19 protein-coding genes are annotated in these 18,594 nt (G+C 31.9%); 5 read left to right on the forward strand and 14 right to left on the reverse strand.

All coding sequences use genetic code 11. From position 1 onward, the window contains the following. Positions 1-12: 12 nt before the first annotated feature. Positions 13-1,200 carry a M20 family metallopeptidase gene (locus tag ABV008_RS00070; protein ID WP_352417776.1) on the reverse strand — a complete coding sequence of 396 codons (1,188 nt, stop codon included), beginning with the start codon at positions 1,198-1,200 and terminating at the stop codon, positions 13-15. A gap of 309 nt (positions 1,201-1,509) precedes the next feature. Here ABV008_RS00070 and ABV008_RS00075 point away from each other — a divergent pair, with 309 nt between their 5' ends. From ABV008_RS00075 to ABV008_RS00085, 3 genes are read left to right on the forward strand one after another with little or no spacing between them, the layout of a single operon-like run. Beyond that, positions 1,510-2,151 carry a helix-turn-helix transcriptional regulator gene (locus ABV008_RS00075; protein ID WP_352417777.1) on the forward strand — a complete coding sequence of 214 codons (642 nt, stop codon included), beginning with the start codon at positions 1,510-1,512 and terminating at the stop codon, positions 2,149-2,151. Further along, positions 2,148-2,525 carry a RidA family protein gene (locus ABV008_RS00080; protein ID WP_352417778.1) on the forward strand — a complete coding sequence of 126 codons (378 nt, stop codon included), beginning with the start codon at positions 2,148-2,150 and terminating at the stop codon, positions 2,523-2,525. Before ABV008_RS00075 ends, ABV008_RS00080 begins: the two co-directional genes overlap by 4 nt. Positions 2,526-2,554: 29 nt before the next feature. After that, complete coding sequence (locus ABV008_RS00085; RefSeq protein ID WP_352417779.1) at positions 2,555-3,679, forward strand: threonine synthase; 1,125 nt, start codon at positions 2,555-2,557, stop codon at positions 3,677-3,679. Positions 3,680-3,789: 110 nt separating this feature from the next. Here ABV008_RS00085 and ABV008_RS00090 read toward each other — a convergent pair whose 3' ends face one another. Then, positions 3,790-3,990: a hypothetical protein gene (locus ABV008_RS00090; RefSeq protein WP_352417780.1), complete on the reverse strand. Its 201-nt coding sequence runs from the start codon at positions 3,988-3,990 to the stop codon at positions 3,790-3,792. Positions 3,991-4,192: 202 nt separating this feature from the next. Between ABV008_RS00090 and ABV008_RS00095 the strand changes: the two genes are divergently transcribed. Next, the gene (locus ABV008_RS00095) at positions 4,193-4,393 is read left to right on the forward strand and encodes a DUF378 domain-containing protein (protein WP_352417781.1); all 201 of its coding nucleotides are present in this window, start codon (positions 4,193-4,195) and stop codon (positions 4,391-4,393) included. Between the two features lie 42 nt (positions 4,394-4,435). Here the strand turns inward: ABV008_RS00095 and ABV008_RS00100 are convergent, their stop codons facing one another. From ABV008_RS00100 to ABV008_RS00130, 7 genes are all read right to left on the reverse strand, one after another. After that, positions 4,436-5,788, reverse strand: coding sequence for a TldD/PmbA family protein (locus ABV008_RS00100; RefSeq protein ID WP_352417782.1), 1,353 nt, complete (start codon positions 5,786-5,788; stop codon positions 4,436-4,438). Next, the gene (locus ABV008_RS00105) at positions 5,788-7,179 is read right to left on the reverse strand and encodes a TldD/PmbA family protein (protein ID WP_352417783.1); all 1,392 of its coding nucleotides are present in this window, start codon (positions 7,177-7,179) and stop codon (positions 5,788-5,790) included. Before ABV008_RS00105 ends, ABV008_RS00100 begins: the two co-directional genes overlap by 1 nt. A gap of 311 nt (positions 7,180-7,490) precedes the next feature. Next, complete coding sequence (locus ABV008_RS00110; protein ID WP_352417784.1) at positions 7,491-8,615, reverse strand: aminopeptidase; 1,125 nt, start codon at positions 8,613-8,615, stop codon at positions 7,491-7,493. Between the two features lie 270 nt (positions 8,616-8,885). Beyond that, positions 8,886-9,623: a metallophosphoesterase family protein gene (locus ABV008_RS00115; protein WP_352417785.1), complete on the reverse strand. Its 738-nt coding sequence runs from the start codon at positions 9,621-9,623 to the stop codon at positions 8,886-8,888. A gap of 180 nt (positions 9,624-9,803) precedes the next feature. Then, complete coding sequence (locus tag ABV008_RS00120; RefSeq protein ID WP_352417786.1) at positions 9,804-10,391, reverse strand: hypothetical protein; 588 nt, start codon at positions 10,389-10,391, stop codon at positions 9,804-9,806. A gap of 83 nt (positions 10,392-10,474) precedes the next feature. Next, positions 10,475-11,152, reverse strand: a complete 678-nt coding sequence (locus ABV008_RS00125) for a HesA/MoeB/ThiF family protein (protein ID WP_352417787.1) — start codon at positions 11,150-11,152, stop codon at positions 10,475-10,477. 220 nt (positions 11,153-11,372) lie between these two features. After that, positions 11,373-11,924 carry a class IV adenylate cyclase gene (locus ABV008_RS00130; protein WP_352417788.1) on the reverse strand — a complete coding sequence of 184 codons (552 nt, stop codon included), beginning with the start codon at positions 11,922-11,924 and terminating at the stop codon, positions 11,373-11,375. A 122-nt stretch (positions 11,925-12,046) separates the two neighbouring features. Between ABV008_RS00130 and ABV008_RS00135 the strand changes: the two genes are divergently transcribed. Beyond that, positions 12,047-12,208 (forward strand): hypothetical protein, encoded by a 162-nt coding sequence (locus ABV008_RS00135; protein WP_352417789.1) that lies wholly within the window; start codon positions 12,047-12,049, stop codon positions 12,206-12,208. A 36-nt stretch (positions 12,209-12,244) separates the two neighbouring features. Here the strand turns inward: ABV008_RS00135 and ptsP are convergent, their stop codons facing one another. The 5 genes from ptsP to ABV008_RS00160 all read right to left on the reverse strand — a co-directional run. Beyond that, a complete protein-coding gene (ptsP, locus tag ABV008_RS00140) occupies positions 12,245-13,960 on the reverse strand; it encodes a phosphoenolpyruvate--protein phosphotransferase (protein WP_502929721.1) in 1,716 nt (571 codons plus the stop codon). A gap of 4 nt (positions 13,961-13,964) precedes the next feature. Further along, positions 13,965-14,228 carry an HPr family phosphocarrier protein gene (locus tag ABV008_RS00145; RefSeq protein ID WP_352417791.1) on the reverse strand — a complete coding sequence of 88 codons (264 nt, stop codon included), beginning with the start codon at positions 14,226-14,228 and terminating at the stop codon, positions 13,965-13,967. 14 nt (positions 14,229-14,242) lie between these two features. Continuing rightward, on the reverse strand, positions 14,243-15,811 hold the full coding sequence (locus ABV008_RS00150) for a BglG family transcription antiterminator (RefSeq protein ID WP_352417792.1): 1,569 nt from the start codon (positions 15,809-15,811) through the stop codon (positions 14,243-14,245). Between the two features lie 183 nt (positions 15,812-15,994). Then, positions 15,995-16,684 (reverse strand): metallophosphoesterase, encoded by a 690-nt coding sequence (locus ABV008_RS00155; protein ID WP_352417793.1) that lies wholly within the window; start codon positions 16,682-16,684, stop codon positions 15,995-15,997. Positions 16,685-16,783: 99 nt separating this feature from the next. Further along, positions 16,784-18,594: ATP-binding protein (locus ABV008_RS00160; RefSeq protein WP_352417794.1), on the reverse strand; the 1,811-nt coding region annotated here is incomplete at its 5' end.

Below are 18,594 nucleotides of genomic sequence, written 5' to 3' on the forward strand. Positions count from 1 at the left end.
TTCCTCCTTATCTTATCTAACTTTTGCTTCGAATTCAGTTTTTACTTTTTCTCTTAGCTCTTTATTTGTTAAATAGTCTATAACTGTAATAGCCATAGCCTTAGCCCCTATAAGCATTCCGTCGAAACCTTCTTCAGAGTTACTTGCTTCTCTAAATTCATCAGTATGACCCACTAGATTTTCTTTTCCAATTTTAATATAAGGTGCAATTGTAGGGCAAACATGACTTACATTTCCTGCATCCCAACCATAACTAGCAGTTTCACTCTGTATAGAAGGAACCCCTAAATAATCTAAGGCTTCTTTAAAGGATAATGCTAAATTATGATTTGGAACAAGATTTTCATAAGTTTTCTTTGGACTAGAGATTTCGTATTTACAACCTGTTGCTAAAGCACCTGCTTTAACACAGTTATTAACTTTTTCTAAAAGATCTTCTAGGACCTCCTTCTTATCTGCTCTTACACTCATCTTAAGTACACATTTATCAGGTATTGTATTTTGACCTATTCCACCTTCTGAAATGATTACGTTTACAATAGCTCCAGGTAAAAAATGCTGACGCAATGCATTGATGTTATTTATGGCTAAAATCCCAGCACTTAATGCATTAATTCCCTCGTGAGGGGATCCACCAGCATGTGCAGCCTTACCAGTATATTCAACTTCCACTACCGCAGAAGCACCTAAAATTCTCTCTATTATAGTTCTTCCTTCAGCATGACATATCATGGCTACATCTACATTATCAAATAAACCCTTTTCAATCATTGGTATTTTCCCACCAGCATTTGGTACAGTTCCTTCTTCTGCAGGTGTTCCTAGTACCATAATTGAGCCACCTATTTCATCAATGACTTTAGAGAGCCCAAAAGCTGCTCCTACAGCTGATACTGAGAACAAGTTGTGTCCGCAAGCATGTCCTAGACCTTCTAAAGCATCGTATTCTGACATTAACGCAACACATGGACCATCTTTTTTACCTTTTCTAACAGCAACAAAAGCTGTATCTAAGCCTGCAGCTTTACGTGTTATTTGAAAGCTTTCTTTTTCTAAAAAATCAGATAGTACTTTGCAAGCTTTATATTCTTGATATCCAAGCTCAGGATTACTCCAAATAAATTTTGATAGATTAATTAATTCAGTTTTTTTGCTTTCTATTTCTCCGATAACGTTTTCAAATACATTATTTTTTTTCATCAAAATGTCACCTCCTGTTTTTTTAAGAACAACTAAAAAATAATAGTTATTTCACCCCTCTCATAAAGTTTTCATAATTAATTCTTCAATAACTTTTTTTGACAAATTTCTTCATATATTTCATAATAGTATTATAACATAGAGAAAAGAAAAATGTATAATTTTTTAAATTTTATTGTTTTTTATATATTTTTTTATATAATATTAGATAAGTAATTGTTTTTTGGGCTATTTTGTATAATATTTTCTACATCTATCAGTGTTTATCTATAATTTATTATTTATTTGTAAGGAGATGAATAATTATCAATGGTAAATAAAGAATTAGAGAAATTCATACCAATTGTAAATTTAATCGCCAAAACTTTTGGTAAAAATTGCGAAGTAGTGCTCCACGATTTATCTACTCCTCAATGTTCTGTAGTTTATACTGTAAATAATCATGTTACAGGTCGCCAAGTAGGACAAAGCTTTGATCATTTAATAAAAAACGTTTTACTTTCCAAAAATTTTAGAGATGATTATTTAGTAAACTATATGTTTGAGACAAATGACCACAGAAAAATAAAATCCTCAACTGCTTTAATAAGAGATTCAAATTGCAAAGTTGTAGGTGCACTATGTGTAAATTACAATTTGGAATCTTTAAAAGAACTTAAAAATATTATGGAAGAATTTATGGCAGCAGAAGAAGAAAAAATCGAAAAAGAGGTAGAGCCTATCCAAAATGTTCTAGGGATAGTTGATGAAATAATCGACAAAATAGTTGATAATGAAAATGTTAACGGACTTAAGAGAAGTGAAAAAATCGAGATTATTAGATTTATGGATAGTAAGGGAATTTTTCTAATAAAGGGTGCAATAGAAAAAGTAGCAGACAAACTAAATATATCTAAAGTAACTGTTTATAGTTATTTAGATGAAATCAGGAAAGAGGAGAATGTACAATGAAAAAAGTCAATTTAGACAATGTTTTAAGCCCTACTGGACATTATACGCCAAGTGTTATTTATAATAACATTATCTTTATTTCAGGTCAGTTACCTATTGATCCTGTCACTGGAGACAAAAAAAATGGCACTATTGAGCAAGAAGCTAAGCAAACGCTAAATAACTTAGAGTCAATATTAATTCAGGCGGGAAGTTCTAAAGAAAAAGTAATTAAAGTTACAATATTTATATCTGATATTTCGTTTTGGGACAATGTAAATTCAATATATGCTGACTTTTTTGGTGAACACAAACCTGCTCGCTCTATTGTGCCTACCGGAAAATTACATCATGGATTCAAAATTGAAATTGAAGCTATAGCAGCAATAAACTAACTTTAAGTTTTGATATAGGAGATGATTTTATGTCTGTTAATTATGTATGTAGTTGTTGTGGGAAAAAATATAAGCCCGAATGTTTAGTGTTTAGATGCGAGTGTGGTGGAATGCTAGACTTAGAGGATTTTGAGATCTCCCTTTCAAAGAAAGATATTCTTCAAAATGAATGGAGCTTGTTTAAATATTTTAAAGCACTTCCATTTGATAACAGTTTTACAAAATGGAAAGATATATCTATGGGTGAAGGATTAACTCCTATTGTTCCATTAGGTAATGATTATCCAAATGTCTTAGTAAAGGTGGATTATTTGATGCCTACCATGTCATTTAAAGATAGAGGAGCAGTAGTTTTGATTTCAAAAGTAAAAGAGTTAGGAGTTAATAAAATTATCCAAGATAGTAGTGGAAATGCTGGAACTTCAATAGCAGCTTATGCTAAAAGGGCAGGTATTGAATGTGATATCTATGTTCCAGAAGGCACATCCGAAAAAAAAGTACAGCAAATATCTTCTTATGGAGCAAATGTTCATATTATTAAGGGAAGTAGAGAAGATACAGCAAAGGCAGCTTTAACTGCTGCTGAGAATGGTGAAGGCTTTTATGCGAGTCATGTATACAATCCTTTCTTTTATCAGGGAACTAAAACATATGTTTATGAAGTTTTTGAACAGTTAAATGGAGATTTACCAGAGACTTTAGTATTGCCTGTTGGAAATGGCACTTTAGTTTTAGGAGTATATTATGGTCTCAAGGATCTTCTGAAATTAGATCTTATATCAAAAATGCCAAAAATTATAGCAATCCAATCAGAGAACTGTGCGCCAATTTACCAATCATATATCGAAGGAATAGATTATGTAGATGAGGCACAAAGTAAGACTACATTAGCTGAAGGTATAGCAATTGCAGATCCTAAGAGAGGAAGACAGATACTTCAAGCAATTCGGGATACCAAAGGTTTTGTGGTGACAGCTCCTGAAAATAATATTTTAAATGTTAGAGATTTACTTGCAGGTTATGGATTTTATGTAGAACCAACTACAGCTGCTACTTTTGCAGGCTACTTCAAATTTATAGAAAATAATAAGGATTTTTCAAAAGATAAAACGCTTATACCACTATGTGGATCTGGATTAAAATCCGGGCACTAGAAAAAAGTAAGATGTAAGTATCAGGCTTAAAACAGCATAAGAGAGCTGTAGCTCATCTAATAACAATCAGATGTGATACAGCTCCTTTCTTGTGTGAAACGACTTATCTCTTACCAATAATAGCATCTGTTAAATATAATGATCAATATTAGGAAGAAGAAAAGTAAGCTCTCTTCCATATCATCAAATAAAGGACAATTGCAGAAAATGAGTACCAATAATAGGAAGAAAAATAATAAACTTTCATTATTATCATCATATCTAACTGATTCAACTTCTGCAGGCATGTTACTACTAATCTCTAGTGACATAATATCCTCCCCTTTTATATAAAGTATTAGCAATAGGTTCAATGCTATGTAAACCTATGATGTATATTACATCTTATTCCCTACTAAATAAAATGTTACTTTTTTTGAAAATGATTATTTCGATTAATATATAGGTATAAAAAACCAAATAAGTAGAAATAATACCTTAAGAAAGTACAACTATTTAATAAGGAGTGGTTTTGTGGATACGACAGCATTAGTATTGGTAATAATCGGAGCATTAAACTGGGGACTAATAGCTCTATTTCGATTTGACCTTGTAGCAACACTTTTTGGAGGACCAGATACAATTTTAAGCAGAATAGTATATGGTCTCGTAGGATTAGCTGGACTATATTGCATAAGTTTATTATTCAGAGACAAAAGAAGGGTTAATAGCTAAATAAAATAAGGGAAATCATATGATTTCCCTTATTTTATTAACTTATTTACCTGCAATAGATAAGCTTTCTAATTTAAGAGAAGGTGAACCTATATATCCAAAACCCGGAAAGCCAAATTTTAAATCATTTCCAATAGTGCTTATATTATTAAGTACTTCATAAAGATTACCTGCTATTGTAATTTGATTTACAGGCCTAATAATTTTACCATTTTCAATCAAATATCCATAAGCAGAAAGCGAAAAGTCTCCCGACACTGCATTTAGTCCAGAATGTAATCCTTGAACATCAATTACCATAACACCTTTTTCAATACTGCCAATCATTTGATCTATATCAGTACATCCATTCTCAATATACATGTTAGTAGGTGATATAGAAACTGGTGATTTATATGAACCTTTGCTTGCATTTCCCGTAGATTCAACACCATCTTTTTTAGCAGTTTTAGAGTTATGTAGATAAGTAGTTAAAACTCCTTTGTCTATAATCTTCTTATATTTAGTAGCTACTCCTTCTCCATCAAAAGAAGCTGTTGCTACGCCATCTTTTAGAAATGGGTCATCTACTATAGTGATTAATTCACTAGCTATCTTTTCATTTAGCTTTCCTTTTAATAAAGATAAATCCTTTTGCACATTTTCAGCTACAAAAACTGAAGCAAAGGCTTCTAGTATACTTGCTGCAGCATCATTTCTTAGTATTACTGGATATTTCCCTGATTCTATACTTTCAGCACCTAGCATAGATAAAGCTTCATTTACTGCACCTTTAGCTAATTCTTTAGCATTAAACTTTGAAAAGTCATTATTTATAATATACTTATCCCCTGTCTTTACATCATCTCCATCTTTAACTACAACAGATATATAGGATTGAGCAATATTAGATTTGTTTTCTAGATTTAATCCTTTAGTATTTGCAAGCATACTATATCCTGTAACTTCTCCATATAAGCAATAGTTAACAGAAGTTACACGTTTATCTACTTCAAAGGCTGCTTTTTCAAGAGCTTTTGCAAATTCAATCTTGTGTTCTGTGGTAACTTTTTCCAGGTCGCTATTATATGTATTTACTTCTTTATACTCCTTTGAGCCTTTAAAAATTACTTCTTCGTCTTCACTATCTATAGACACTGCGTTTTCCATAGCTTCTTTAATAAGCATATCTATTGAAGATTCATCTACTTTTTCTGTATATGAGTATCCCATTTTCCCGTTGTATACTCCTCTGAATGACAACCCCTGTTCATCTGATATACTATATTTATCAATTTGTCCTTCGAATATTCTTATGTCAAATTGTTTACTGCCTTGCATATATACTTCCATATCTCCTAAGCCTAATTGCTTGCCTTTGCTAAATATTTTGTCTATTAATTCTCTGTTTGCCATTACTGACCACCCTTTCTTCCACCTACTGTTATTGATTTAACTCTTATAGTAGGTTGCCCTACATTTGTAGGTATAGAGCCACTTAATGACCCACACATACCTTGACCAAAATCAAGATTGTTGCCTACCATATCTATTTGCTTAAGCACTTCTAAGCCTGTGCCTATTAGTGTAGCACCTCTAACAGGTTCTGCTATCTTTCCATTTCTAATAATATATCCTTCACTTACTGCAAAGTTAAAATCACCAGTAGCAGGGTTAACAGAACCACCACCCATGTATTTTGCATATAGTCCATATTCTGTATTAGCTATTATTTCCTCTTTAGTTGAACTTCCATTTGCTATATAGGTATTAGTCATTCTTGAGGTTGGAGCATATTTATAAGACTGTCTTCTACCAGAGCCTGTAGATGCCATTCCCATTTTTTGCCCATTGAGTTTATCAATCATATAGCCTTTTAATATACCATTTTCTATTAGGATGTTTTTTCTAGTCATGGTTCCTTCATCGTCAATATTCTGTGAACCCCAAGCATTTGATATAGTACCATCATCTATTGCTGTAACCACGTCTGATGCTACTTTTTCACCTAATTTACCTGCAAAAACTGATGTACCTTTAGCTACAGATGTAGCCTCTAATCCATGACCACATGCTTCGTGAAAAATAACCCCGCCAAACTCATTGTCTATAACTACAGGAATTTTCCCGCTTGGACATAAATCTGCAAATACCATTGTCTTTGCAATCCTAGCTGCTTCCTTAGCATAATCCTCTATATTTATCTTGTCGTAAAATTCAAAGCCTATATGTGCTCCAGGACCATAAAAACCTGATTGCATCTCACCATTTGCAGATGCAACTGCAGAAATAGCAGTTCTAGTTCTTGTTCTCTTATCCTCTACATAAAGTCCTTCAGAGTTTGCGATAAGTACATTTTGCTCGTTATCAAGATACCTTACTGTAACTTGAGATATAACCTCATCATAGCCTTTTGCTGCATTGTAAGCTCTCTTCATCAATTCAACCTTTTGTGATTTTTCAATATTACTTGGAAGTAGCTTTATTGGATGAATATTTTTTATGTCTGCTTTAGTAAAGTCTAAAACTTGGTGAATATTGCTGCCTTTTATAGCTGCAGCGGCTTCCTTAGCAACTTTTATTAGATTCTCTCTAGTTGAATCATTTGTGTAAGCATAGATACTATTTTGTCCATAAAATATTCTTATACCAACACCATAATCTCTTCCTGATATACCACTCTCAATCTTCCCTCCTACAAGTAAAAGACCTGTATTAAATCTGTCTTCAACAAAAATTTCTGCAAAATCTCCTCCTGTTGAAAGAGCAGCAGTTAAAACATCTTCTATAATTGGCATGCTTAACATTTATTAACCTCCTTAAATCTACCTACATTTTTTTAATTTACAAATGAACGTGAAGCTACTCTAGTAATCTTTTAAACAGATTCGAAATAAAATCGAAGCTGTTATAAGCTTATTTCGATACTCGAATGAATTTTCCTTCTTTATAACAAATAAATTTATAGACAAAAATAGATCCCTCACTATTGCTCAGGATGACAGCTACATCAGTTTTACCGCCAGTATTGTCATCCTGAGCTTTGCGAAGGATCCCATAAATCTTATGCTCATCTACTAATACAAATCTACTCTGCATTTATTTCATATATTTAGATCTATATTCCTTTTTCTATTACATCGAATAAAAATTTACCGTTTTCATAGAAAAGCTCATCATCTGCATAAATCTTCCCTCCATCTCTCATATCGCAAAGCATATCCCAATGGACTGTAGATTCATTTTTAGCACCTGTGCTTGGGTAGGCAGCTCCTACAGCAGCATGTACTGTTCCACCAATTTTTTCATCAAAAAGCATGTTTCTAGTAAATTGTTGGATTCCATAGTTTGTTCCTATGGCTATTTCCCCCAATGTCCTTGAGCCTTCGTCAGTGTCTAATAGAGCAAGTAAAAGGTCTTCTCCCTTTGCTGCCTCTGCCTTGACAACCTTACCCTTTTCAAATGTAAGTCTTATGTCTTCTATTTCCTTTCCTGCATATATGCCAGGGAAACTAAATCTAATATGTCCTTCTACAGAATCTTCAACTGGTCCTGTAAATACTTCACCATCTGGGAAGTTAACCTTTCCATCACAATTAATCCACTTTCTATCTTCTATACTCATTCTTAAATCAGTATCCTTAGATACTATACGAAGTGTTTTCTTCTTATCTAGATATTTAACTACTTTTTCCTGCTCTTCAGATATTCTCTTCCATTCTGCTGTTGGATCATCTTTGTCAATTAATCCAGCTTTAAATACAAAGTCTTCATATTCTTCTAGAGACATATTTCCCTCTTGCGCATCGGAATGAGTAGGAAATTGAGTTAAACACCATCTGTACTCGCCATTAGCTTCACGTTTGTTTCTAATGTCTACTATTTCTTTTAAACCTCTTCTTCTTGCTACTATTCTTTGTGGGTCAACTCCTGCTAGTTCCTTTGTATTTACTCCACCAAGTAGATGAATAGTAGCATCATATTTTTCAGCTATTGTCCTATTAAGTGGTGAAACAAATTGAAGCTGGTCATCGCTTCCTTCTTTTAATAATACTTCTGAAATGCCTTCAAGATAAGTTGTTATCTCAGGGTATGCTCCAACCTTTATAGCTTCTCTATAAAGCTCTTTTAATAAAGGTTCTGTAGATACACTACCTGCGATTTGTAGATATTCACCTTTTTTTATAGCTAGTGAATAGTTGATTATTAAATGTGCTAGTTTTTGTAGTCTAATATCTCTCATATGTACCTCCTTGTAATTTTTCTTTACAATAAATTCGTCACTACCCTAGACCACTAATCTGAACTCAGTGAAAAATCTGTATTTAAAGTTATTTGAGACCCATTCGTTTCGCTCAGAGTGGCAGTTTTCACACAGCCAAGAGTCTCAAAATATTTCACTACTGCATTTAAGTAGAAACGATTTTATCATCAATAGGAAAAATATTCTAGATTTTTTTGTTTATTCCTTTAAAATCAGCAAAACAAATATTAAATTTTATTAATACTTGTTTTATTTTCGCCCTCTATATCTTCCTGTTTTTAATTCATTAATATATGCATCTATTTCTGGCATATTCGACTCTTTTGCTAATTTAATAGCTAACTCTACGTCATAGGGTACCCTTATAAAATTAATCTGAAAGCCTTTATTTTCTCTTCCATTATATTTACCTTCAAGTATTACATAGGATGCTAATGTCATATCTAGCGGATTACCTACACTGCCAACATTGAATATTACTTTATCATCAAAATACTTAATATATGCCCCGTGAATGTCTCCATATCCAATAATATCAGGTTTTTGCTCACTAAAAGAACTCCCTGTATTCTCTGTGTTATCAAAAAGCCCTAAGAGCTTTTCAGAAGAGCTATTGCTATGAACTCTATTAAACACTCCTTGTGGTGATGCATGAAAAAGTCTTGTTAGTCTTCCACTAATATAAAATTCTGCTGAAAAGGGCAGATTTCTGATATAGTCTAGTCTTTCTTCCCCTAGCTTCTCTCTAGCCCATTTCACCATTTCAAATTCATTTTCTTTAGCTATCATCATATCCCAGTTTCCCATAAGCACAGAACTGCATTCTGCTCTTATAATATCTACAACTTCTGCAGGATTAGGTCCCTTGCCTGCTAAATCTCCTAAACATATAATCTTTTTTATTTTCTTTTCTTTAATATCATCAAGAACTGCATTTAGTGCAGGAATATTTCCATGAATATCTGATATAATTGCTATCTTGTCCAAGGCTAAACCTCCTTAGTTGACTTCGAATAGATTTTAAGCTACTCGTACATTTTCATAATCCTTATATAAGTTCGAAGCTACTTATATTATCTTTAGTTTCTATTTTATTATTTATTCCACACACAATATTTGAAATCCTGCAATTGATAAAAATTTGATAAAAATAAGAAAAGCCTCTGTTTAATAATAAGGCTTAAATTGGTCATCAGAGGCTTTCATTATATCTATTATTTTTTCAATTTTCTTTAGTTGTACTTTTCCTTTGTCTGGCATAAGCGGTTCTATTGAATTTGCCAGCTTTATCATAGATGTGAGTTTATCTATATTTTGGGTAGATACTGTTTGGGAATATGTCTCTAGGTTTTCCTTTGTCTTAAATATGTTTTGCTTTGTTTCTACAACACTTTCTGCTAGTTTTCTCCTATCATCATCTAAGTAATTTGCTAGCTTGTATATTATCATTTCTTTTCTGTCTAGCATTGGTAAATCCCGATTTAGAGCTTTAACACTATCATTATAATCACTATTAATTATTCTGTTGAACCTATTAAGTATTTCAAAAATATCCTGCACCTTACCTAAGATATGTTGGTCCTGCTCTAAGAAATATGGGCTTATTTCTTTTAACATCTTGACTTTGTCTTGATAATTTCTAGTGGAATTGGTATCTGCCTTAAAAATCCCACCTTTCTCAATCAAGATAAAAATCAAAATAGGTAAGGCTAATATAGCTAAATCCTGCAAGCCTTTGTTTCTATTGTCTTCCATACTTATAACCACCTTATACTTAAAGTTGAAGTATTCATTAATTTATTTTATGTCTTTAAAATATAAAGGTGATTAATTTAGTCTTATAGATTAATTATCTCATATTCTTGATTTAAGGTGTTGATTGACAGTAGCTTTCTTCTTAATAAATCGCCTCTATTTATTAGAATTTTTAACACTTCGCTCACTTCTATGGATGCTACTAAGGCAGGGGTAAATGACGGATTGCCAAGCTCTGCTTCTAGACCTTTTTTATCATTATTGGAATATAGAAAATCTAGAGTTCTATCTCCTGGAAAAATAGTTGTCACCTGGCCATACCATCCTGCTATGGCACCATGTACAAGGGGTATATTAAGTTCTTCAGCATGTTTCTGAATGAGTAGCCTAGTATCTATACTATCTAATGCGTCAACCACTACGTCATGTCCTTGTAGTATTTCTATGCAGTTTTCTTCTGTTAGCATTCCATTAATAACCTTTACTTTGACTAAAGGATTTACAACATTTATTCTATCTCTAGCTACTATAGCCTTTGGCTTTCCTAATGAGTTCATATCTGATAGAAGCTGTCTATTTAAATTTGTCTCATCAAATACATCTCCATCTACTACAGTTAAGTGCCCAATTCCTAATCTTGCAAGCATTTCAATTATATAACCGCCTAGTCCCCCACAGCCAACTACACAAGCCTTAAAACTGCTGAGACTAGCGTTCTCTTCAGGTGATAGCATATTCATATTTCTAAGGTACCTTTTCATGGTTATTCCTCCTAAATCCTTATTAAAGTAAACTTCATATAAAATACTAAACGAACATTTGCAGAACATGATTACAATTCTTAGCGAATGGAGGTGAGAAATCCGTTAAGCAACTTGCACTGTTTGAGCGAAGCGAGTTTGCAAGTTGTAGGATTTTTTACCAGAATGAGCTTTAGAATTGTTCATGTTCGAAACCGTGAGTGTGTATTTTATATGAAGTTTATATCTCTTCTAGTTTAATTTCCGCCCTAAGCTCTCTTAATGATTTTGTAGTTATACTTTTATCATTCAAACCTAAGAGCTCTGCCGCTCTCTTTATATCTTCTTTTTTGGCTACTTCTATTTCTAAATATGGATATGGATAAGTGGCTTGATCCCAAGTGTCTATATCAAATCTTATATCTTCGTATATATATGAAGTCCTTTCTTTAGTCCCTTCATGTATTACTTTAATATTTAAATGTTCAAGTATACTATTAAGTGCACTTTTATCTGTCACCATTGTTTCTATTTCTAGATTTTCTCTAGCCCCTTCACTAGACACATTCTTCTTTAATGTAAAAAAAATCTCTGATTCTCCACTAATCAAGTTCCTAGTTTCTCTTATTCTTAAATATCCATCACCTAATTTTTCTATTACCTTATCATCTGAATCATATAGAGTGTTAACTTGATATTCTTTGCTTAGCAGCCTTGCGCCGAGTTTTTCAAGTCTTTGTTCAATATCATCTTTATCAATACCCAAAACTTTAACCTCTATTTCCTTTGCCATTTTAATCTCCTTCCAACTATAAATAAATTTTTTACTATCTGCCACTAATACATAACTATATACTCGAGCTATTGTATTATTCTATTATAAATTGTCAAGTATAAGCATAAGGAGGAATTTATATGCTATATGTGTTATTTACTCTGTTAATCTTATTTTATATGTTTTTTGTAATTATTAAAATACGTAAAAGAAAAATAGATGAATTAAGACGTTTCCTTAATGATATTAATTATGCTGATTTAAAAACTGTGCTAATTAGGGACAATGAAAAAGACAGGTAAAAGTGTCTATTTTTCCTTAACCTGTCTTTATAAATTTTATTCTATATTAATGTTTTCATCAATAAATTTCTCTACTTCTTCAGCAGTTGGAAGCTTTAATATTTCTTCAATAAAGCCCTCCATATCTTTTTTTGAAATGTTATTTATTATCCATCTAGCTCTTAGCATAGATGTTGCACTCATACTAAACTCATCTAATCCCATTCCAATAAGTACTGGAATTAGCTGTGGGCTTCCTGCTACCTCGCCGCACATTCCTACCCATATTCCTTCTTTATGTCCATTGTCTATTACTGTTTTAATTAGTCTTAAAAGTGCAGGATGAAACTCATTATATAAATAGGATATCTTCCTGTTTCCTCTATCTACGGCAGTTGTATACTGTATTAAATCATTTGTTCCTATACTAAAGAAATCTACTTCTTTTGCAAATAAATCAGACATTATTGCAGCAGCAGGAATTTCTATCATAATACCAACTTCCATATTTTCTTTAAACTTTATATTTTCAGCTCTTAATTCTTTCTTTACATCCTCTAATATACTCTTCGCTTGTCTCAACTCTTCTATAGCAGATATCATAGGAAACATGATTTTTATATTTCCATATGCACTTGCTCTAAGTAGTGCTCTAAGCTGTGTTTTAAAAATGTCTGTTCTATCTAGACATAGTCTAATAGCTCTGTAACCTAAAAATGGATTCATTTCCTTTGGAAGCTGAAGATAATCTAGCTCTTTATCTCCACCAATATCCAGAGTTCTTATTACTATTGGTTTACCATCAAGCCTTATAGCTACTTCCTTGTAGGCTTCAAACTGCTCCTCTTCAGTAGGTAATCTATCTCTATCCATATACAAAAACTCAGTTCTATAGAGACCTACTCCTTCACCATCGTTGTTTATTACTCCTTCAACATCCTTTGGGGTACCTATATTTGCAGCTATTTCAACATTAAAACCATCCTTAGTTGTACTCCTTTGTCCTCTTACCCTTTCAAGTTTCTTCTTAAATCCAATAAAATCCTCTTTTTTTCTATTATATTCTTCAACAACTTTTTTATCTGGATTAATTATGACAATTCCAGCGTCGCCGTCTAGTATTACATAATCTCCATCCGAGATAAGTTCAGTGGCTCTTTCCATACCAACTACAGCAGGTATTTCTAAAGTTCTTGCCATTATTGCAGAATGTGCTGTTTTGCCACCTATTTCAGTTATAAAACCTAAGACCTTATTTCTATCCATTTGAGCTGTATCTGATGGTGTTAAGTCTTCGGCTACTATTATTACTTCTTCAGACAAATTGCTCAGGTCTGTTTCCTCTACTCCGAGTATTATTCTTACAAGCCTTCCTGTTACATCCTTGATATCAGCTGCTCTTTCTTTCATGTATTCGTCTTCCATAGCTTCAAACATCTCAATAAAAAAATTCGTGACCTCTGATATCGCCCATTCTGCATTAAATTTTTCTTCTCTTATTTTATTTTCTATTTGTCCAAAAAAGTCTGGATCTTCTAGTATCATTCTATGGGCTCTAAATATACCAGCCTCTTTCTTCCCTATAGTGTTAACAGCATGATGATATAATGCTTCTATTTGCTCTTTTCCTTTTTCCCTTGCTTCGTTAAGCTTAGAAATTTCCTTTTCAGGATTGTCTACGAATTTTTTCTCAACTTTTATTATCGATTCCTTTTTCACTATAGCCTTCCCTATTCCAATTCCAGGTGATACACCTATCCCTATCACAAAAATCCTCCTATTCTCCAAAGTTACTGTCTACTAATGCCTTCAATGCTTCAACTGCTTCTTTTTCGTCTTCTCCCTCTGCCTTAATTGTCAGTATAGTTCCTTTGCTTGCTCCCATGCTTAGTACTCCCATAATACTTTTTGCATTAAATTCTTTCCCGTCTTTGATAACTACAATATGAGATTTAAACTTAGATGATGTGAAAACAAATTGACTTGCTGGTCTTGCATGAAGACCTGTTTCATTTTTTAGCATTACATCTAAACTGTACATTTCTTACATCCCCTTTATTTTTTATTTGATGCTTTTGAAACCTCTATTTTTTTCATAATTATTTTTATTTCATCGATATCTCTTTCTGATACAAGTGCCTTAACTTTAACAACTGGTTTAGTACTTTCCTGTATTGGTACAGTAGTTATTACAAAATCGTAGGTTTTTTTATCCTTATTTTTATACTCCTGAATATTAGTGATATCTACTATCTCTATGTCGTTAAAAGCTTTCTTTAGCCTAATAGCTACTAAATGAGCTGTTCCTATACCACTTCCACAAACAATTAAAGCTTTTATGCTATTTTTATTTCTTTCCAAAGCAGCTCCTAAGTGTATAGCTATATATCCTATTTCCTCTTCGTTTACTTTTACGTTAAAATGTTTTTCAAATAAAATGCTTGTTGCCCACGAAGCTCCAAATACGTTAGGATAATTCTTTTTAATGTCTTCTAGTAATGGATTTCTAATACTATGACCATATTTAAGTCTGTATATAGTAGGTTGAAGATGTAGTGATAGCCCTAATAGTAGCTTTTCATCATTACTAAAGTCTACTGACAATATATTTCCTGCCAAAGCTATTATCTCCCTAGTAAGGGCTATAATCTCTGGTTCTATATTGGATAAAACCTTATCCTTGTCTTCATTAAGTCTTTGTCTTATTTTAGAGCCTATAACATGAGTAGAAATATACGCAACTTCGTTTTCGGGTATGCTAATGGAAAGTACATCCTCAAGCCTTCGGCAAATCCATCTTGATAAATCATATTTATTGTGTTTTTTAAGATTATCTAATACACTATTCTCCATTTGGACTGACATGTTCGTAGTAATTCTATTTAAGCTTATGGCAATGTGAATGGCTAGACTGTTAAAGGATTCATCTGTAAATATGAAAAACATTTTACTTTCAGCTTCATTTAATATATCTTCAATTAGAGTAATATCTATGTTGGGTAGCAGCTCTTTCAACAGGGTTTGACTCTCATAGGTAATTCTCGAATCAAAATGTAATGCTTTAATATCGGAATCAACTCCTAGTTCTTGGATGCTGTTGTTTAGAGTTTTTAATAAATCTGACATTGCTTTTCTGTAACTTATTTCATTACCTTTAATTGCTATTCCTAAACCCTTCTTTCTAGCAAGTTTCAGATCATATTTTGATAATATTTCTTCTATTTCTTTTAAATCCTTGTGAATAGTTACACGGCTAATATATAGTTCCTCTGCAAGCTGCATTGTAGTAATAAATCCATTTGCTTTAAGAAGTCTTTTCGCAATATAAAGCCTTCTTTTTTCAACTGAAAATGGTTGTATATATCGAGTATTTGTATCTAACACATCGTCAAGAAAACATTTTCCTTTAGGCTCTATTTCAATCCATACTCCAACTCTTGGTTTTTTAACTACATTCCCGATTCCTTTATTGTTTAAAAATTCATCTATTGTTTTCAAGTCATTTCTAACAGTTTTATTTGACACATTTAGCATGTGTGCTATTTCATCTATAATAATAGGTTCTTCTCGATTAATGAGTATTTCAATGATTTCACGACATCTTTCATTAGGAATGCTGCTCATTTCTACACCTCTATCACAAATAGTAATGTGGTAAGAATTTACGGATAATCTTGTTAACAATATAATACCACAATTTTTCCTATTTGTTGGTTCTATTTTGTTACTGATTAATGTGGCAAAAGTATACAAACAATCCCCTAGCAAATGTAGGGGATTCTTCATAGTGAGTTTCTATTTTTTCTATCAATTTATCTTCTTGGGAATGAATTTAATGTAATCACTGGAAATACAATGAAAGTCAATTCCTTTTATATTTCCTTCAACTGCAAACTTATGACCATCTCCATGAAGGTGTCCATATACACATTTAGTTACATTATGTTTAAGCATTATGTCTACGAATTCATTTGGAAATTTATTTTCCACATTAAAAGGCGGATAATGGATCATTACTATTTTCTCTAATGCATTGTCTTCAATAGAAGAAAGAGATAAATCAAGTCTATTTATTTCACGAGAAAATATTTTTTCATCATGTGAATCGAACTCATCACTATCTTTGGCAGCCCATCCCCGTGCACCACATATGGCAATGGAATTATATATAAAGCTATCATTATGTAAAAAATGAATAGTTTTAAGGTCCTGCTCCTCAAGCTTTGATTTTGTTGACCACCAATAATCATGGTTTCCTCTACTTATGACCTTCTGTCCTGGGAGTTCATCTATTTTTCTTAAATCAATATATGCCTCTGATAATCTTAATGCCCAAGAAATATCTCCAGCTATTAGAACTAAATCATCTTCTGTTATATTCTTTTCCCAATTATCAAATATTTTCTCTTGATGATTTACCCAGTTTTCACCAAAAATATCCATAGGCTTATCACCTGATGAATCTAGATGAAGATCTGCTATTCCATATACAGCCATTATATCACCCCCAATGTTCATGTTAATGCTTAACATTAACTCCTAAAGTACTATTTTTACAGATCTCTACTAGTTAATGTGTTACATTAATCAATACTATTATATATTAACTAAGTTATATTCTATGCCTTTATTTCGAAGTATTTCTTTTTCTCTATTATGACATGTAAATAATATTATCTGTCTATTTAGGCTTTCCTTAGATAAAAATTCTAGAATATTCACAAGTCTGTCATAGTCATATTGCACAAAGCAATCATCTAATATAAGTGGTAGATTATTCTCCTCCTTTATTATATCAATAATTCCAAATCTCATTGCAAAATATAACTGGTCTATAGTTCCTCCACTTAGTTTTTCAACATCAACTATTTTATTATTACTAGGCTCCACAACTTTTATATCTAGACTCTCAGTTATCTTTACCTCGCTATATTTGCCAACGGTTACTTTATTTATTATTTTCCCTACTTCGTTATTAAGCCTAGGAGCAAAATCTCTTTGGATATTCCTAGATATTTTATCAATAGTTTTTTTAGCAAGTTCTAAAGATGACAAAGCTTTCTCAAATTCATCTTTAATGCTATTTTTTCTTATCAATTCCTCTTCTATTTGTACTAACTCTACAGTTGAAGAACTTAGAATTCTAACTTTTTCCTCAAATCTGGTAAGTTCATTTTTTGTTTCTAATATTATATCATTTATTTCCTTTAAATTAGCTATTAGTTCTTCTTTATCTAGCGCTTTTATATCTTGTCCTATTGTTTCAGCAAAGTCTTGAGATTTTTTCTTTAAAAAATCTATATTGTTTTCTCCAAGTATATTATTGAGCAAACTCTTTTTGCTTTCTAATAGCTGTAGAGACCTTTCATAATTCTTCTTTCTTTCTAACCCTTCTTTGAAAGCGTCAATACTGTTTACTTCGTTTTTTTCGAAAAGATTTTTAATATTATTTTTTATATCTTTTTGTTTTAACTCAACATCATTAATTTCTTTAGTTAAACCATTTATCTCAATTTCTATTTCTATTGCTTGCTTCCTTTGTCCTAAATACTTAGAGTACTCACCTTTTAGCTTTCTGATATTCTCCATAGAAACAAGGTCTTCCTTTATTAGAATAAGGTATCTTCTAATATTATCCTCTAACATCTGTATTTCTTCAATTAGACCGTTTTTCTTGTTCTTAAGTTCCATTACCTCATTTGCAGCATAATTTTTCTGTGCTATATCATTAGCTAATTTTCTTAATTCAGCCTTTGAGCTACAGTTATATGAAGCAAGTATATCTATCATATCTTTTTCTATTTCATCGATTCTTATTTTTCTTTGCCTTTCCTTTTCATCAATATCTGATATTTGTACTTTCAATTCATTAATATATTTTTTTAATTCTCTTGATGAAAAGAATGAGTAAATTAGAAATACTAGAGGAAGAGCTGAAATAAAATACATGGATTTAGATACAATAAAACCAAGAATTAAGCATAATAGAGTTCCAAAAGCAGAAAGAACTTTTATTAAGCTCATTTTTTTGATGCTTCTTTGTTTTTCATCCATTCTGGTATTTAAAAATATTATACTATTATTCTGGTTATCATATAGTAGTTTGTTTTTCTCATCCTCTAGTTCTTCATATCTATAAAGCCTTTCATTAATATTTTGATAATTAAAATCTACTTTATCTCCTGTTTTGCTTGCTAGCTTATTATATATTTGCTCTAAGTCCTGCTTTTTCTGTTCCATAATATTAAAATAGACTACAAGCTGTTCTATTTCTTCACTTTCTATTCCTTCAAAATAGCTATATTGGTCTATTAAGCTTTTAATCTTTTTCTGTCTAAATAAGGTTTTGTTTTGCTTTTCATTTAATATGTCCTTATCTTCGCCTAGTGTCTTAATCTCATGTTGGT

Origin of the sequence: Proteiniborus sp., assembly GCF_040308045.1 — a bacterium.
Classification (GTDB): Bacteria; Bacillota; Clostridia; order Tissierellales; family Proteiniboraceae; genus Proteiniborus.

Bases quoted from the DNA above. Each gene is read 5' to 3' on its own strand.
- ABV008_RS00135 (WP_352417789.1), top strand. From the start codon at position 12,047: ATGCTATATGTGTTATTTACTCTGTTAATCTTATTTTATATGTTTTTT.
- ABV008_RS00145 (WP_352417791.1), bottom strand. From the start codon at position 14,228: ATGTACAGTTTAGATGTAATGCTAAAAAATGAAACAGGTCTTCATGCA.
- ABV008_RS00105 (WP_352417783.1), bottom strand. From the start codon at position 7,179: ATGTTAAGCATGCCAATTATAGAAGATGTTTTAACTGCTGCTCTTTCA.
- ABV008_RS00130 (WP_352417788.1), bottom strand. From the start codon at position 11,924: ATGGCAAAGGAAATAGAGGTTAAAGTTTTGGGTATTGATAAAGATGAT.
- ABV008_RS00100 (WP_352417782.1), bottom strand. From the start codon at position 5,788: ATGGCAAACAGAGAATTAATAGACAAAATATTTAGCAAAGGCAAGCAA.
- ABV008_RS00075 (WP_352417777.1), top strand. From the start codon at position 1,510: ATGGTAAATAAAGAATTAGAGAAATTCATACCAATTGTAAATTTAATC.
- ABV008_RS00110 (WP_352417784.1), bottom strand. From the start codon at position 8,615: ATGAGAGATATTAGACTACAAAAACTAGCACATTTAATAATCAACTAT.
- ABV008_RS00125 (WP_352417787.1), bottom strand. From the start codon at position 11,152: ATGAAAAGGTACCTTAGAAATATGAATATGCTATCACCTGAAGAGAAC.
- ABV008_RS00085 (WP_352417779.1), top strand. From the start codon at position 2,555: ATGTCTGTTAATTATGTATGTAGTTGTTGTGGGAAAAAATATAAGCCC.
- ABV008_RS00150 (WP_352417792.1), bottom strand. From the start codon at position 15,811: ATGAGCAGCATTCCTAATGAAAGATGTCGTGAAATCATTGAAATACTC.
- ABV008_RS00120 (WP_352417786.1), bottom strand. From the start codon at position 10,391: ATGGAAGACAATAGAAACAAAGGCTTGCAGGATTTAGCTATATTAGCC.
- ABV008_RS00070 (WP_352417776.1), bottom strand. From the start codon at position 1,200: ATGAAAAAAAATAATGTATTTGAAAACGTTATCGGAGAAATAGAAAGC.
- ABV008_RS00155 (WP_352417793.1), bottom strand. From the start codon at position 16,684: ATGGCTGTATATGGAATAGCAGATCTTCATCTAGATTCATCAGGTGAT.
- ABV008_RS00080 (WP_352417778.1), top strand. From the start codon at position 2,148: ATGAAAAAAGTCAATTTAGACAATGTTTTAAGCCCTACTGGACATTAT.
- ABV008_RS00090 (WP_352417780.1), bottom strand. From the start codon at position 3,990: ATGTCACTAGAGATTAGTAGTAACATGCCTGCAGAAGTTGAATCAGTT.